13 protein-coding genes and 1 pseudogene are annotated in these 15,827 nt (G+C 45.4%); 4 read left to right on the top strand and 10 right to left on the bottom strand.

What is annotated here, in order from left to right:
• Nucleotides 1–311: 311 nt before the first annotated feature.
• Complete coding sequence (locus tag ACMA1I_RS08240; RefSeq protein ID WP_337067831.1) at nt 312–788, top strand: DinB family protein; 477 nt, start codon at nt 312–314, stop codon at nt 786–788.
• A 214-nt stretch (nt 789–1,002) separates the two neighbouring features.
• Here ACMA1I_RS08240 and ACMA1I_RS08235 read toward each other — a convergent pair whose 3' ends face one another.
• The 6 genes and pseudogenes from ACMA1I_RS08235 to ACMA1I_RS08210 form a co-directional block, all read right to left on the bottom strand.
• Nucleotides 1,003–1,311, bottom strand: coding sequence for a GIY-YIG nuclease family protein (locus tag ACMA1I_RS08235; RefSeq protein ID WP_337067830.1), 309 nt, complete (start codon nt 1,309–1,311; stop codon nt 1,003–1,005).
• A gap of 364 nt (nt 1,312–1,675) precedes the next feature.
• Nucleotides 1,676–4,123 (bottom strand): ATP-dependent helicase HrpB, encoded by a 2,448-nt coding sequence (hrpB, locus tag ACMA1I_RS08230; protein ID WP_337067829.1) that lies wholly within the window; start codon nt 4,121–4,123, stop codon nt 1,676–1,678.
• Nucleotides 4,124–4,244: 121 nt separating this feature from the next.
• Nucleotides 4,245–4,520 (bottom strand): Txe/YoeB family addiction module toxin, encoded by a 276-nt coding sequence (locus ACMA1I_RS08225; protein ID WP_337067828.1) that lies wholly within the window; start codon nt 4,518–4,520, stop codon nt 4,245–4,247.
• 2 nt (nt 4,521–4,522) lie between these two features.
• Entirely contained in the window at nt 4,523–4,807 is a 285-nt protein-coding gene (locus ACMA1I_RS08220) for a type II toxin-antitoxin system Phd/YefM family antitoxin (protein WP_337067827.1), read from the bottom strand.
• Nucleotides 4,808–5,090: 283 nt separating this feature from the next.
• Nucleotides 5,091–7,382 carry a PKD domain-containing protein gene (locus ACMA1I_RS08215; protein WP_337067826.1) on the bottom strand — a complete coding sequence of 764 codons (2,292 nt, stop codon included), beginning with the start codon at nt 7,380–7,382 and terminating at the stop codon, nt 5,091–5,093.
• A gap of 83 nt (nt 7,383–7,465) precedes the next feature.
• A pseudogene (locus ACMA1I_RS08210) lies at nt 7,466–7,795 on the bottom strand (DEAD/DEAH box helicase); the annotation flags it as partial.
• Nucleotides 7,796–8,039: 244 nt separating this feature from the next.
• Here ACMA1I_RS08210 and ACMA1I_RS08205 point away from each other — a divergent pair.
• Both ACMA1I_RS08205 and ACMA1I_RS08200 read left to right on the top strand, forming a co-directional pair.
• Nucleotides 8,040–10,835, top strand: a complete 2,796-nt coding sequence (locus ACMA1I_RS08205; protein WP_337067825.1) for a TrlF family AAA-like ATPase — start codon at nt 8,040–8,042, stop codon at nt 10,833–10,835.
• Between the two features lie 323 nt (nt 10,836–11,158).
• Nucleotides 11,159–11,704: an REP-associated tyrosine transposase gene (locus tag ACMA1I_RS08200; protein WP_337067824.1), complete on the top strand. Its 546-nt coding sequence runs from the start codon at nt 11,159–11,161 to the stop codon at nt 11,702–11,704.
• A 612-nt stretch (nt 11,705–12,316) separates the two neighbouring features.
• Here the strand turns inward: ACMA1I_RS08200 and ACMA1I_RS08195 are convergent.
• Nucleotides 12,317–12,826 carry an SRPBCC domain-containing protein gene (locus ACMA1I_RS08195; RefSeq protein ID WP_337067823.1) on the bottom strand — a complete coding sequence of 170 codons (510 nt, stop codon included), beginning with the start codon at nt 12,824–12,826 and terminating at the stop codon, nt 12,317–12,319.
• Nucleotides 12,823–13,143: a metalloregulator ArsR/SmtB family transcription factor gene (locus ACMA1I_RS08190; RefSeq protein WP_337067822.1), complete on the bottom strand. Its 321-nt coding sequence runs from the start codon at nt 13,141–13,143 to the stop codon at nt 12,823–12,825. Before ACMA1I_RS08190 ends, ACMA1I_RS08195 begins: the two co-directional genes overlap by 4 nt.
• A gap of 518 nt (nt 13,144–13,661) precedes the next feature.
• Here ACMA1I_RS08190 and truA point away from each other — a divergent pair.
• Complete coding sequence (truA, locus tag ACMA1I_RS08185) at nt 13,662–14,510, top strand: tRNA pseudouridine(38-40) synthase TruA (protein WP_414703884.1); 849 nt, start codon at nt 13,662–13,664, stop codon at nt 14,508–14,510.
• Nucleotides 14,511–14,773: 263 nt separating this feature from the next.
• On the opposite strand, the gene ACMA1I_RS08180 is transcribed toward truA, so the two are convergent.
• Nucleotides 14,774–15,007: a hypothetical protein gene (locus tag ACMA1I_RS08180; protein ID WP_337067820.1), complete on the bottom strand. Its 234-nt coding sequence runs from the start codon at nt 15,005–15,007 to the stop codon at nt 14,774–14,776.
• Between the two features lie 350 nt (nt 15,008–15,357).
• Complete coding sequence (locus ACMA1I_RS08175; RefSeq protein WP_337067819.1) at nt 15,358–15,825, bottom strand: translesion error-prone DNA polymerase V autoproteolytic subunit; 468 nt, start codon at nt 15,823–15,825, stop codon at nt 15,358–15,360.
• Nucleotides 15,826–15,827: the final 2 nt, after the last annotated feature.

Raw genomic sequence — 15,827 nt, 5'->3', positions numbered from 1 at the left:
CTCCCCTAAAACGGGAGGCTTTTTTTTGCTCTCTACAGAAACCAGTCCAATATGGCTCTTACAGGGTATTGCGTAACTTCCGTTATGTAGTGAAGCGGACTTGACTTACTAATAGAACTACCCGCAACTTTTACACCTTCTTACCCTAAGCCTGATAGCCTGCCTTTTACCTCTGGAAGGGCTTTTTCATTAAAAGAATTTACCTTATGGTATCCGGCTTAGCTAAAGGCACACCAACTGGGATTTAAACAAAAGCATTTATAAAGGAGAAACCGGAAACCTGAAAACAGCTTATGCCGCTATACTTCCATATGAGACAAGATCAACAACTTAGAGACCAGCTTTCCAAGCTCATGCGCTGCGGACAGGCATTTACCTCGCTGCAGGAGGTGCTGGGCGATATACAGGCTGCCGATGCCGGGAAAACCGTTAAAAATCTGCCGTACACGCTCTGGCAGATCATTGAGCACATGCGCATCGCCTTATACGACATCCTCGAGTTCAGTCGGGATCCTGGCTATAAGTCACCAACTTGGCCAGACGGATACTGGCCCGAAGAATATGCCCCCGCCAACCAGGCCGCCCTGGAAGCCAGCGTTCAGAAGATTAGAGCTGGTGTAGAAACGATGGTGACTATGGTGCAGGATCCTGCCAACGACCTGTTCGAACCTTTTGCGCACGGCAACGGCCAGAACCTGCTCCGCGAAGCCATGCTGGTAGCCGAACACAATGCCTACCACCTCGGCGAGATTGTGTTGTTTAGGAGGTTGCTGGGGAAATGGAAGTAAGGTCGGTGAAGGAAGTAGTGCGGCAAATAAAGCAGGGTAATGTGGAAAATAGGACTAGCGCGAGCGTCCTTGATCGGCTTTCTATTCTGAGACTAAAGGTTAACTGGCTTATTAAAACCTTAAAACTAATTTCTAGGCTCAATTTACCTGAATATAAAATTGCTCAACCTAGTTCACATTAATTTGTGTTTACTATAAGTTTAACTTCTTCATTTTACTCCTTTTCCCTTACCAGGTTATTCAGAAACTTGAGCTCAGGATTTTTACTTTTTATTAAGGTGTCCTTTTTACTACGACTCCAGCTTTTTAACTGCTTCTCACGCTCAATAGCGTGAATAGCCGAGGTATATCGTTCAAAATAAATTAGGTTGTAGCAAAAGTAGCGTCCAGCAAAAGTTTTCTTATCGCCGCTGTTCTGGTAATGCTGTGTTAGCCTGGTTGTCAGACCATTTGTAACGCCAATGTAATAGGTGGTCCGTTTTGGGTTTGTTGTGATGTAAACGAAGAAATTGCTATTGAACATGTACCTGTATTTGTGGTAGCCTAACCTTGCGAGTGTATCAGAAGTTCCGCTTCACCATCGTCTTTCTGTACCCGTATCCAAAATTCTATTTCAACACTCTAGTAGGTCATTCCGAGCGAAGCCGAGGAAACTATTTAATACCTCTTGGCTTTTGATACCCTAACCAGCAGGCACTTCAACGTTTCAGCTAATAGAGCTTCCTCTTTGCCTGATCAGCCGATCTGTTAATCTACCGCTGTTGCTTCTTCTACTGAATAGTTTCCTCGGCTGCGCTCGGAATGACAAGTGTAAACCATTATTCAAAGCGCAATCAAGCAAGACCAAATTTCTAATTTTGAATTTTTAATTTTGAATTAATAAACCTTTACCCCCTCTCCCACTTCACCTCCGGAAACACCACTTCCAGCTGTCGTTTTATAACGCGGTAATTGCCTTTCCAGAAGGCGGCCAGATCCGATACGGTGGTGATGGGCTTCAGGTCGGGGGTGAGCAGGTGGAGTTCTACGGCTATTTCACCTGCTGCCACGTGGGGCTGCTCCTGCCAACTTAAAATATCCTGCAGGCGAATTTCGAGCTTGGGCTGCGTACCATTTGCCTGGTACTGCAGCTCAATGGTGGAGCCATCCGGAAGCGGCAATTCAGCAGGAGCCAATACCTCTAACTGCGCCAGCTTCTCTTCATCGAGGTACTTCTGCAAGATCGGGAGCAATTCTATTTGCATCAGATCATCCGGGCCTTCAATGTCCGGCAGGTAAGGGCGGAGCCAGTCCCAGTTGGTCATGAGCAGCGTGGAGGTGCTTACGTCGGGCCAGCTTTCCTGTGGCCGCCATTTGCGGAGGCTGAGGACGCGGTTTTGCCATTGGGTTACTTCCTCGTTGAAATCCAGCAGGTGCTCGCCTTCTACTTTAATGGCTTCAGAAATGGCTGGTATTCTGTGCTTCTCGTCGGGGGGTGGCAGCGGCTTGCTTTGCAGCACAATGCTGCCGATGCGCGTGTCGAGGGAGGCGGTGAGTTCGCCATCGTTTACGTCCCAGTGGTAGCTTTCCTGCTGCTTTACAAGCGGGGCCAGGTCTTTGGGGTTGAGCGGCGAGGCCAGGAAAATACGGCCCGGATTGTCGCTACCGCCAGCGTGCAGGTGCGCGATGGCGAGCCAGGGCTCGTGCGCCAGGTCGTCGCGGTGGCCGGCGGAGGCGTATTTGCCGTTGGCCAGCTGGAACTGCGCGTTGTTGCCGGGGCGGGCGTAAGCGATGCGTTCAGGGTAGCAGTGCGCCAGCAGCACGCCGGTTTCAAACTCGTCGTAGGTGCTGTTGTCGGGTTCTATGCTGAAGAGGCTGCGGTACGAGCGGGCTACTTTTTCGATCTTGCCGAAACGCTTGCCCTGCCCCTGCTCCCTCCGGTAACGGCGCAAAGCTTCTATTCTTAAGTTAATGTCGATGCCGGCATTGCGGTCGAGCGGGTCGCGCTCTTCCAGGATGGCGGCAATATCGGAAGCCAGCGCCACCTGGTCGGCTTCTTCGGCTTTGAGCAGCATGTGCGCAATGCGTGGGTGGCAGGGCAGCGCGTGCATCTTTTTGCCATGCTCGGTTATGCGGCCATGCTCCAGCGCCTGCAGCTGGTGCAGCATGTCGGTAGCATATTGCAGCGCAGCACGTGGCGGCGGGTTCAGCCAGGTCAGGCCACGGATATCCATAATGCCCCACTGCGCCATGTCGAGCACGAGCGAGGACAGGTCGGCTTCCAGAATTTCGGGGGTGCGGTGCAGGGCCATTCGCTCGTGCGTGGTTTTGCTCCACATGCGGTAGGCGGTGCCGGGGCCCAGCCGACCGGCGCGACCGGCACGCTGGTCGGCGGCGTCTTTGGAAATGCGCACCGTCTCCAGCCGCGACAAACCCGACTTCGGATCGAAGCGGGAAGTTTTGCCGAAGCCGGTATCGACCACCACCGAAATGCCTTCTATGGTGAGGCTGGTTTCGGCGATGCTGGTGGCCAGCACTACTTTGCGTTTGCCGTTGCGGTCGGGCATAATGGCGGCGTACTGCTTGTTGAACGGCAGCATTCCAAACAAGGGATGTATGGCAAACCCACGCAGCTGCCTGCGCAGGAGTTCCTCCACTTTCCGGATGTCGTTTTCACCGGGCAGAAACACCAGGATATCGCCTTGCTGCTCCTTCGCTGCCTGCTGCACGACCTTGGCCGTTAGTTCGGGCAGCATGCGGTCGTCGGCATCGCCGGTGTAGATGGTTTCGATGGGGTATTGCCGCCCCATGCTTTGCGCCACCGGGGCCTTGAGCAGGCTCGTGAGCTGCGGCATATCCAGCGTGGCCGACATCACCAGGATGCGCAGGTCCGGGCGCAGCGTGTGCTGCGCCTCGCGGCTCAGGGCCATGGCTACATCGGCATGAATGCTGCGCTCATGAAATTCATCGAAGATCACGATGCCTACACCCGTAAGGGAGCGGTCGCTGTGAATCATGCGGGTGAGGATGCCTTCGGTTACGACCTCGATGCGGGTGCGCTCCGAAATGCGGGTCTCGAAACGGATGCGGTAACCAACCGTCTGGCCTACCTCCTCGCCCAGCAACTGCGCCAGCCGCTCGGCAATGGTTTTGGCCGCCAGCCGCCGCGGCTCCAGCATAATAATCTTCTGGCCCTGCAGCCAGGCCTCGTCCAGCAAAGCCAGCGGCAGCAAAGTGCTTTTACCGGCTCCGGGAGGGGCGTTTACGATCAGCGTGTTCTGGGCTGACAGATGTTCTCTGACAGCAGGTATGATTTCCCGAACGGGGAGGTCGATGGTGAATGGGTTGAAGGGCAATTTTTTAGATTTTAGACACAAGTATCAAGACACAAGCCTTCAAAAATAGTGCTTTAAGTTGTTCCTGGTACAAATTAAGATGAGTTTAAGTTTTAAAAACAGCATGAGTGGCGAATCGCATTTACCTTTTGTAGTGATAGCGACACTGGGCTACTTCGCATACCTGATTTATACCTTTATCGCCGTACACACGATATACCAACCGATGTTCATCTGTAATGCGGCGCGACCAGAATCCTTTCAGGCCATGCTTCAAAGCTTCTGGTTTTCCTATCCCTTCAAAGGGAGTGCGTCTAATAACATTCAGCAAGGCATTGATTTTAGAAACTATAGAAGGGTCAACGCTCTGCCAGTAAAGGTACTCTTCCCAAGCCTGTTCCGAAAAAGTAATGTTCATGCCTACTGGTTCAGATTGTCCATCGGAAAAGCAATTGTTTTGCCGGCATCTAGCTGTGATATCGATTTTTCTAGTGCCGAACGGTTTGCTTCTGAAGAGAGCAGATATTCTGTTTCTTTGAGTGCGTTATATTCACGCAGCGACATTAACACCACGGCATCATCATTAGAGTTATTGCGTGCCACAATAATGGTCTCGCCTGACTGGATGACCTCGTCCAGATAGGCTTTAATGCGATTTCTTAAACTGGTGATGGTAATGGCTTTCATAAACGTAGTTTTAAACAAATGTACAATATGTTGTACAGATAAGCGTACAATATTGTTCATTAAATTGAACTGTTGGCTAAAAGTATGTAGAAACTGTTCATTAAACTTTGACCAGAAAAAGATGTACAGGGCATGAAAAACAGGTACATAGCGTACAAACTCAGGAAAACCAGAATATACCTCCCCCCAGCAGCTGCGCCAGTTGCTACCGCACGGCAGGTTTAATTTCCCGAACGGGGAGGTCGATGGTGAATGGGTTGAAGGACAAAGTTGGGGAAAGTTAAGTGATCTAAGGTATGTCTTAGTTCATCAAAGTTACGGAGCCGCGGTAAGTACTGGTTTCGGTTTTTATTAAATAGAAATATAAACCTGTTGCAAAGCCATCTCCGGACCATGCAAAGTCTTTTGTATCGGCCTGGTATACTTGTTTGCCCCACCTGTTGAACACCTGCACTTTAAAAAGTCCCCTGCCATTGTACTCTACCTGAAAGAAGTCGTTCTTCCCGTCGTTATTGGGTGTAAAGATATTCGGGATGAACAGGTGCGGCTTCACAACAACCTCCTTTTCAATTGTGGCCGAACAACCTTGCTTATTTGTCGCGGAAAGGGTAATGTTGTATTTTCCTGCATAGGCATACTGGTGGATAGGATGCAGGGTACTGGAGGTAGTGCCATCGCCCAAATCCCAGTTCCACGAAACTAAATCAGTGCCCTCCGCCTGCAGGTATAGCGGTTCCATATAAGACAAAGCATCCTTCACCGCCGTTATCGACAGATCCTTTAGCCCGGAATAACTGATCTTAATTTCATCCCGCACACGACAGGTTCCGCTGACAATCTCTGCCCAGTACAAACCAGATGTGCTTACGGTAATGCTTGGCGTTGTTTCGCCTGTAGACCATAAAATTTCATGAGCCTGGTTTGCCCCTCCTACCGATAAGAGCACAGGCGTATTATCACAAACCGTACGATCCGGCCCAAGGTTCAGCACGGGGTTTGGCGTAAAAACCACGTTAACTTCGCCTCTTGCTGTACAGTAGCCGTTGCTTACCTCCACCCAATAGTTTCCGGCGGAAGTGGCAGCTATCTGTTGGGTTGTTTCGCCGTTTGACCAACGGTACGTGAACCCGGGTCCAGTGCCTGCATCAAGCATTACTGCGGTGCCTTCGCAAACACGTATAGCTGGCCCCAGGTCTACTGTCGGAATGGAGTGGATGGTTACCTTTACATGGTGTATTTTCACTTGGCCTTCTAACGTAACTTGCAATGTCACTGTATAGGTACCGGGCGAACTAAACACGTGTGTGGCGTCTAAGTTGGTTGAGGTATTGTGTGTTCCTGAAGCTGGGTCTCCGAAGTTCCAAAGTAGTGCATTCCTGCTGCCAATGCCAGTAGCCAGAAAGGCTGTAGCCTCACCAAAGCAATGATTGGTGTAACTAATAGCTGCAGGATCAGCCAAAAACGACGTAACAAACGGGGGCAACCGCTGATCGACAGGCGACACCAGCGGAAATCCCTTCTCGTCGAAACTTGCCTGATGGCGCAAACCATTCGGATTGCTTATAACGCCCAGAAAGGCAGCTCCCGAGCCTTGCCCACCGCCTTTGGCTGCATATATCCTGCCATCTGGTGCCAGTTGCAAATCGCATATGATGTTTGAGAACCCCCAGCCTCCCACCTGGTAGCCAGAGGCTTCAACTTCAGCCCATGAATTCTTGCTCAGATCATACTGGTAAATGGTCTCATTTACATTTGCAACATAAAGCACAGCTGAGTTAGGAGCAAACTCTAATCCGGATATCCTGTCTCTCAGGCCCCTCCTTTGCAGTATATAACTGTTCGACAGCTTACCTGTTCGGGTGTTGAAATCAGAGATTTCAGCTCCTCCATCTGCGGGCACGACGATCCTGCTTCCATCAGGGGAGACCTTCATCTGGCCAGGGTATTCCCTCTGTAGGGAAGGTAAATCACTGATGACAGGCGTTGATTCCACACCTGATGCTGTAACGAGATAGGCCAGGTAGTTGCCGCTTCCAAACTCATGTGCTATAACCCAGTAATCGGTTCCGTTAGCATGCAGCACCGAAGTCAGACTTCCCGTAACAGGGTTCTGTAGCGGCACATGCTTCTGTATAACATCGCCTAACCCATCCCGGAGCGACATGTCCACTACTGCGTAGAACAGGCCTTGGTCCACCGGCCCGTGGCCAGGGTTTGTTGTGAAAATATAAAACAAAGATTCGGAGCCTGGCCTGGGTACAATTATGGACGTTTGTAGATAAGTAGCTACTTCACCCTTTGTTAAGCCTGAGCCGTTAGGCATCTCCTGGTGGTCCCTGTTCCAGACGCTGTGCCCATCGGTATAAAACTGGAGTCGCCCTGCAGCATCGCTTATAGTCGCAGATCCTCTGAACACATGCTCCACCTTTCCGTGATTAGTGGCACGAGGCGGATTGTAGTTAAAATCAATTCCGGAAAGATAAGTAAAGTACCAGTGGTTAGCTCTTTTGCTTTGCGCTATACCCTCTGTGGTGGCGAGCAGTAAAAGGAAGAGAAAGAAAAGGGATTTTATTAAACGTAAAAGTAGAACCATACACATCTAAAATATTTTTTAAAGATATATCTATTTTAGAAAATCAATAACATACGATTTGCCCATAGCCAGAAGTTTAATCGGATGCCTTCGGTTACGACCTCGATGCGGGTGCGCTCCGAAATGCGGGTCTCGAAACGGATGCGGTAACCAACCGTCTGGCCTACCTCCTCGCCCAGCAACTGCGCCAGCCGCTCGGCAATGGTTTTGGCCGCCAGCCGCCGCGGCTCCAGCATAATAATCTTCTGACCCTGCAGCCAGGCCTCGTCCAGCAAAGCCAGCGGCAGCAAAGTGCTTTTACCGGCTCCAGGAGGGGCGTTTACGATTAATGTGTTCTGCGCCGCCAGGTGCTCCCGCACGGCAGGTATGATTTCCCGAACGGGGAGGTCTATGGTGAATGGGTTGAAAGGCAAGGGGTAATTTTTTAAACGTGACTTCAGTAAGATAATTACAAAACTAATAAAATAGCCGATCTAAAGATTCTACAAATTTCTGGCTAGGTCATCCTTGTGGTACAGCTAGGAATGTGGAGAATTAGTTGATAAATAAAGTTCTATATAATGCAATATATATATATTATGCATCTAACTTTGACTTACAACATACTAAGAATTTATTGATTTTAAATTCCCTTTAACGAACAAAAGAATAGATGCTATGAAGTATAAAGGTGCAAGATGGTTCAAATGTGATCTTCATATCCATTCAACAGCAAGTGCTTGCTTTCAAGATAAAACTGTTACTGCAGAACAGTGGGTAAATGAAGCTCTAAAAAAAGGTTTAAACTGTGTAGCAGTTACTGATCATAATACTGGAGCTATGGTTGATCAAATAAAATTAGCTGCTGAAGGAACAGAACTCACTGTTTTCCCTGGTGTTGAAATTACATGCGATCCATCGAAGGTACACCTTTTAATAATTTTCGATACCGATAAAACGTCAGATGATATTAATGATTTTCTAATAACCTGTGGTATCCCTAGAAGTCAGTTTGGTACGCAGGAAGCTTTCACCTCGCTTAGTATTTTTGAAGTAGCAGAAAAAGCAAAAAATGCAGGAGCTATTATTATTCCTGCTCATATAGATGAGTACAATGGTTTAGGCTCAATAAGCGTAGCTAATTTAAAAAAGCTCTACGCGCTTGATTACATTAATGCTGTTCAGGTAGTACACCCTGAATTTTTATCACCTATTTCGTCACCATATGACAGTGAGCTTAAAGAGAAATTTAATTTTTATTATTCTTATCCAAATCCACAAATAGATGATTCAATTATAAAAGAGTGGTCAACTGCAGTAAAATATGCTAATGATGCCAACTTAGCTGTACTTTCATTCTCTGATAACCCTCATGAACAGAATAATCCAAAACATGGTTTGTGGGGAATTGGAAGCTGCTATAGCTGGATTAAGATGGATGAAAAACCATCTTTAGAAGGTTTAAGGCAAGCATTTCTGATCCCTGAGAGAAGAGTTAAAACTAATCATATCTGCGCTGATATACCTTACGAAGCCCCTGACCTGTGGATAAAATCGTTGGAGATAACTAATACTACTATTACAGATCACACTACTCCTTTAAGAATTGATTTTAATCCTCAACTAACAACTATTATAGGCGGAAGAGGAAGTGGAAAGTCAAGTATTTTTAGATTTATAAGAGGAGTCTTTAATAAGTGTGCAGATATATGTGATTTGAAGGAGATTTTTGCTGATCAAAAAGATTTCTATAAAAGATTTGACAATAGATCAAAAAAAGGAGTCTTAACTGAAAACTCTGAGATACTGATTGAATTCATTCGGCACAAAGTAAAATATCAAATTAAAGCAACTGATATAATTCATCAAGAGTCTCAAAAGGTAGAAATACTAAAGTTTGATACAGCCAAGGATAGTTGGGTAACTGTAGAAGAAGAGGGCTTTATCGATTTCTTTGAATATGAACAGTATTCTCAAAAGCAAATATATGAGATAGCTCAAGAGCCCAATTGCTTAAGAGAGCGAATTGACAAATTGGATGTTGACATAGAAACATTAAAAGATAGTAGAGAAACAACAAAAAGGTTATTTCTAGAGAAATCTACTTCTATTAGAACCATTCAGCAACAAATAGCTGGCAAGGGCAAACTACAGACAGAGATCAAAGATTTAGAAGAAAGAATAAAGCTTTTTCATGAAAGTGGAATAGCAGACCTGTTGTCTGAAAAGGAGTTGCTTACAACACAGGAAGTTTTGATCAATAATGAATTATCCAAGTTTGAAAATATTGAAAGTTCCTTTGATGATTTAATTGATCAAATCCATATAGATTCATTAAACCTAACTGCATTTAATGCTAATGAATCTTTAGAACTCTACGAAATCAATAGCAAAGCTCAAAAAGATTTAGAGAGCATTAAAATAGAAATCGAAGTTCTTAAAAATAAAGTATTAAATGTAAAAGATACTTTGATAGATGAAATTAAGGTGTCAGAATGGAAAGATAAGTACAATAGAAATCTCTCCGATTTCAATGCAAAAAAAGCTGATTTAGAAGCTCAAGGCATAGATGATATCAAAAACTTTGAGAAAATAACTGCACAAAAAGCTTCCAAAGAAAAGGATCTAAATAAGATAAATGTTTTAGAGGATACATTGGATCAAGAATTAAAATCTCGGGAAGAAATCCAGAAAGAATTTTTAGATACAACCAAAGAGATTACACAAAAAAGGCAGCTTGCTGTAGCTTCTATCCTTCCTGATGACAAAGTTAAGATTTTGATAAAGCCACTTAGGAATAAAACAGATTTCGAAACCAAACTTAGAACAATTCTACAAAAAGAAAATAGCTTTGATAAAGATATCAACATTTTAGTTGAAATATGTTTTAGTGGGAATGTTGAGAGAACAATAAACGGTATCAGAAATATCTTTCACAGAATTCGAAATAAAGAAGAAGTGGATGAGATTACTGGTTACTTCTATAATTTAGTAGAAAAACTAAATGATGCTCAAATTGATGAAATTGACTTGTTATGGCCTGAAGATGAAATTGAGATTCAGTATAAACCAACAAATAATGCTTCTTTCCGACCATTGTCCACGGCCTCTGCAGGTCAAAAAACTACAGCAATTTTGACATTTATACTTTCCCAAGGCAACATGCCTTTATTATTAGATCAACCTGAAGATGATTTAGATAATAGATTGGTTTATGAGCTGATAGTTGATAGACTAAAATTTGCAAAAGAACAACGCCAAATAATTGTTGTTACTCATAACGCTAATATTCCTGTCAATGGTGACGCAGAGTATATCGTATCTATGAATTCAGAAAGTAAAAAGTTAGGTGTTCTATATTCTGGAACAGTTGATATACCTGATATTAAAAAGGAAATTTGTGATGTCATGGAGGGGACTAAACATGCATTCACTATGAGAGCAAAAAGATATGAGGAAATAGTTCTTAGTTAATCAATGTATAAATATTACACTTTATAGCCCGAACGTGCAGTTCGGGCTTTACTTTTACATGCAGCTATACATTCAGCCCCGCTGGCGCGAGCTTGCAGCTCGTGCCTTTCCCTCTCCACGAACCATTCACTTTAAACAAAAGCTTCGATCTCTTTACTGGCAGCATGCAGTAGGATTAATGCATTGACACAAAGGAGGCACGAGCTGCAAGCTCGCGCCAGCAAGTACCAGCAATTATAGAATTGCCAGCAACGCTCGGCAAGGCACCGGTAAATAGGTAGCTTCTGAACCTGAAATCAGCTATTGGCAGTATAATCCTGAACATGAGCCGGAAGTATAAATTTCATGACCAGCAAGGGCTGTACTTTGTGAGCTTTGCGGTAGTGTACTGGATAGACGTTTTTACGCGGGAAGAGTATTTTGCTATTGTAAGAGACAGCCTGGACTATTGCCGAAAAAACAAAGGCATGGAAATTTACGCCTGGTGCATCATGCCCAGCCATGTGCACCTGCTATTCCGGGCAAAAGATCATAACCCGAGCGTGCTGCTCAAGGAACTGAAAACCTTTACTTCCAAAGCGCTGCAGAAAGCCATTGCCGAACATCCGCAGGAAAGCCGGAAGGAATGGATGCTGTGGCTCATGGAGCGGGCAGGCCTAAAGAACAGCAACGTGAAGCACCGGCAGTTCTGGCAGCAGCACAACCAACCTGTTGAGCTCTGGAGTGCCGCCGTGATCGACCAGAAGATCGACTATATCCACCAGAACCCGGTAGAAGCTGGCTTTGTATCGGAGGCCCACTACTGGAAATACAGCAGCGCCATAGACTACAGCGGCGGCAAAGGATTGCTGGAAATAGATATAGCCTGAGAAAAGCGCAATGGAAATGGAGGCACGAGCTGCAAGCTCGCGCCAGCAGAGGAAATTTGATTATCATGCATCGGCTATCATGAAAAGCTTATATTACAAAGATAGGAAAAGCAGTTAGTATTCAGGAAAAACAAGTAGAAAACAGACAATTACAGGAAAAGCTTATAAGAGGAATATAAAAAACTGGTCCCAAGGCTGCAGCCTTATCAAATCAAGTCAAAAAAATTTCCTTCGGGTAAGATGGTTCAATATGCCATCCGGTTTTTAAAATATTCTAATGAAAATGGCCTTCGGAAGTATATGTATCTATAAAGCCTCAAGGGTGTACAAGACATTTTATTAGTGAAGGCATCTGGTACACAGTCAACTTAATATCAAAATTTGATAAAAACTGAAAGATTTGAAAATGCTGCTTCAGAGCATCATTCCAATTTTCAATTCTTTTCCACGCAGATGTACCATCAGCACGAGTACCGGCACGAGCTTAAAGATTGTACTAGCAGCCGATGAATAAGTACATTAAACTATAAAAGCGAGGCTCGAAGGTTTTGCACCAGCCCCGCTTTTATAGCATGCTATTAAAAATGATCTCTTTTCTGCAGCTTACAGACTTTAAACCTCCTGTTTCTGAGCAGCCAGTAAGGCATCCAGGTTTTCCATTGCCATGGTCAGGCCTTCTTTAAAGCCCATCTGGATCGTGGTTTCGAGCTGAGCCAGGTCATCGAATATGATCAGGTTCTCAACTAAGGTAACTTCATTTTTGGGTGTGAAGCTTACCTCCCACTTCGATTGCGGCATTTCTGTGTTTACCACTCCTTCGGCATCTGCAAAGCCATCCAGCGCGGTAAAGCTCTTTTTAGGATCAATGGTTTTGTAATTGGCCAATGCCCAATGCTCTTCCCCTTCCGGACCAACCATGGCATAGTGCCAGTAGCCGCCTTCTCTGAAATCCATTGTTTTGGTGCGAGCTTTCCAGGGTTTAGGCGCCCACCACTGGTCCAGGAGCTCACTTTTTGTGTAAGCATCCCACACCAGCGGGAGCTCTGCTGCAAACTCTCTTTTAACGGTGATTGTCTTGTTTTCCTTGTTCACGGAAAACTCGAATTCCAGGTCTTTTTTCATGGCTTGTTTGATTTTATGTTTGATAATACTGTGTCAAGTTCGTTGAAACGGTCTTCCCAGATCTTCCTGAACTGTTCCAGCCATTTGTCAATTTCTTTCATTTTAGAAACTTCAAGCTGATAATAAATTTCCCGCCCCTGCTGTTCCTGTTTTACAAGCTGGCACTCGGTCAGGATCTGCAAGTGCTTTGAAACAGCTTGCCGGCTAGTGTCAAAATGTTCGGCTATAGCATTCGGAGTCATGGCCTGAAGGGCAATTAAACCAATAATGGCTCTACGGGTAGGATCTGCTATAGCCTGGAAAACGTCTCTTCTCATTTGTCAATTTAAATATGCAACCGAATGATTGCTAATATACGCGCAATTAATCGGTTGCGCAAATTATTTTATATTATTTTTTTACCTAACCCCCTGAAATAGAATCCGCTGTCTTTGATTTGTATCGGAGCCGGAGCACTGGAAGTATAATAGTGCCTTATATTAACCTACTCCCCTACCCGCCAAACATTTGCCTGCACATCATTTTAGCCAACAGTGCGTGCATCGGCCGGGCTGTCGAAAACGACTAGCAAACCAGGACATACCATATTTTTAAACTGAGGGGTGATGCCAAGGACAGTCGCTTTCACGGGAGGGAATACTTAAACATCCATATTCATTGTGCTGACTAGTGCACTTCCAAATTAAAAATTAGAAATTAACATGGCGCGAGCGTCCTCGCTTGTGACTGCTATTCCGCGGCCTCTGGCCGCTTTGGAACAACTTTAAAGGCACATAACCTTTCTAAAAATCAAATTGGAGGAGCACTAGTATACTAAACTTCCTTTATCACTATCTTGCAAGGAAACTTCCTTCACTTAAACCGGAGCAAAACCTTGCGTTACTTCTTTCATATCGGCTATAGCGGCACACAGTACAAAGGTTGGCAGCGACACCCCTATGGTGTTGGGGTGCAGCAGGTGATAGAAGATTGTCTGAAGAAGATTCTGAAGCAGCCGGTAGCTATAGTGGGTTGTGGCCGAACAGATGCCGGAGTACATGCGAGCCAGTTCTTTTTTCACCTGGATGTAGCACAGCCCTGGGACTTCGACATGCTATTCAGGCTGAACAAAGTATTACCACCCGATATTGCTGTGTTTGATATTATTCCGGTGGAAGGCCTGCCCCACGCCCGGTTCGATGCCAGCAAAAGAAGCTACGACTATTTTATACATACCTACAAAGATCCGTTTTTGAACGATGTAAGCGCCCTGTATCAGGTTCGGAACCTGAACCTGGATGCTATGCAGGCGGCCTCTGCCCTGCTCCCTCTTTATTCCGATTACAGGAACCTGTGTATTACGCCCGCAGAGCACGACAGCACCATTTGCCATGTAACAGAAGCCCGCTGGTTTATGGACCTGCAGGGTAACAGGCTGCGTTTTCAGATAACGGCAAACAGGTTCCTGAGCCGCATGATCCGCATTATCGTGGGCAAACTCCTGCAGGTTGGTTCCGGCACGCTCAGCCTGCAGGAGTTCGAAAGTTACCTGGCTCTTGAGAAAGCGCCCAAACACCTGACACCGGCGTATCCGCAGGGGCTGTACCTTTCCAAAGTCACCTACCCTTTCCTGGACATTGCACCCCGCCCGACCTTCTCTCCTACTCTCCATCCTGTAACAGATGCCAGCTGGCAAACACGCTGAGCAAACTTATCCGGCACGACCCGCTGGCGCGAACTTGCAGCTCGTGCCTTTGCTCGCAGCATCCAATCCAACAAAAGCAAAGGAAAAATTTTGTTAATTGTTCTTTCTACTTAGAAGAGATTGCCGAATAAAAAAGGCACGAGCTGAAAGCTCGCGCCAGCAAAGGGCTGAGAAGCCTAAAACCTCTAAACAAAAGGAAAGCCTTTGCAGAACCCAGCCTGGAAGGAAAAAACAATGGATGCTCTAAAACAAGAAGAAGATCTTTAATTCTGTCGTTTCTCGATAATGAGGTCTGGCCTGTAGACAACTTCCTGAACCCGTACTAACTTACCCTTCTCAAAGTAAACGAACAGATCCCTGGATTCGTCCTGGGGAATCCGGTATATTGTATACTCTTCCGTCATTTCAGACAAATAAACAGGGATGTTCTTTTGCTTAAACTCACTTTCGGTCATACCAATTTCAACAGTATTCCGGAGAAGTGTGCAGGCACTCATTAATAACGTAGCAAGAATCGTAATGAATATTCTCATGATACTTATATATTAGAAAACAATGTGCCTGATATAGCCACAATAATTCTGTTTCAAAGAACATGCCCTTTCTCTAATATTTAATTTCTTACTCCAAATAAAAGCACCCACAAATCCTTAACTAGTTAATTTGCAACCGAATATTTTTTCAAAAGAACCTATGTTTATTTCATTTAATTTGTAGTCCTAATATTTCCCGCTGCCGCGAGCTGGCAGCATTCTATTAGGTAGGTATATTACAAGCACGAGCTGCAAGCTCGCGCCAGCAAAAGGGCAGCAAAGTGCAGAAATCAATAAATAAGCTCTAAATCCTTCTATTGCTCCTCCGCCTTAATAATAATAAACGTTACGATCCCCAGCACCTGCATGCGCATGCCTTCCGTAATTTCTATTGCCGGATAGGCCGCATTGGCAGCTTCCAGAAAAACCCGGCCCTCTCTTTTCCGGATCGTTTTTACAGTAAAATTATTATCGAGGTAACAAACAGCAATACGCCCGTTCTCCGGCTCCAGCAAGCGATCTATAATCAATATGGCGCCGTCTTTTATATTTGCATCCTCCATAGAATTTCCACGCACCTTTAGCATATATGTATCGGTGGGGTTCTTCACCAGGAACTCATTTAAATTGATACGCTCGTCCAGGTAATCATCAGCCAGAGAGGGAAATCCAGCCGAGATGCTGGAGGCATAGTAAGGCACCTTCAGTACATCAAATGCCTCCACTTTGTATAGTTCATGTCCTTCCAACTGAAGTAAATCAATAATGTGGTTTGGTTTCATAG

Source organism: Pontibacter sp. 13R65 (assembly GCF_047525655.1).
Taxonomy (GTDB): Bacteria; Bacteroidota; Bacteroidia; order Cytophagales; family Hymenobacteraceae; genus Pontibacter.
The sequence above is the reverse complement of the archived record's forward strand: the minus strand, read 5'-3'. Positions and strand labels throughout refer to the sequence as shown.

Coding starts and splice junctions, on each gene's coding strand:
- ACMA1I_RS08240 (WP_337067831.1), top strand. CDS start 312: ATGAGACAAGATCAACAACTTAGAGACCAGCTTTCCAAGCTCATGCGC.
- ACMA1I_RS08235 (WP_337067830.1), bottom strand. CDS start 1,311: ATGTTCAATAGCAATTTCTTCGTTTACATCACAACAAACCCAAAACGG.
- ACMA1I_RS08225 (WP_337067828.1), bottom strand. CDS start 4,520: ATGAACATTACTTTTTCGGAACAGGCTTGGGAAGAGTACCTTTACTGG.
- ACMA1I_RS08215 (WP_337067826.1), bottom strand. CDS start 7,382: ATGGTTCTACTTTTACGTTTAATAAAATCCCTTTTCTTTCTCTTCCTT.
- ACMA1I_RS08205 (WP_337067825.1), top strand. CDS start 8,040: ATGAAGTATAAAGGTGCAAGATGGTTCAAATGTGATCTTCATATCCAT.
- ACMA1I_RS08200 (WP_337067824.1), top strand. CDS start 11,159: ATGAGCCGGAAGTATAAATTTCATGACCAGCAAGGGCTGTACTTTGTG.
- ACMA1I_RS08195 (WP_337067823.1), bottom strand. CDS start 12,826: ATGAAAAAAGACCTGGAATTCGAGTTTTCCGTGAACAAGGAAAACAAG.
- ACMA1I_RS08190 (WP_337067822.1), bottom strand. CDS start 13,143: ATGAGAAGAGACGTTTTCCAGGCTATAGCAGATCCTACCCGTAGAGCC.
- ACMA1I_RS08180 (WP_337067820.1), bottom strand. CDS start 15,007: ATGAGTGCCTGCACACTTCTCCGGAATACTGTTGAAATTGGTATGACC.
- ACMA1I_RS08175 (WP_337067819.1), bottom strand. CDS start 15,825: ATGAAACCAAACCACATTATTGATTTACTTCAGTTGGAAGGACATGAA.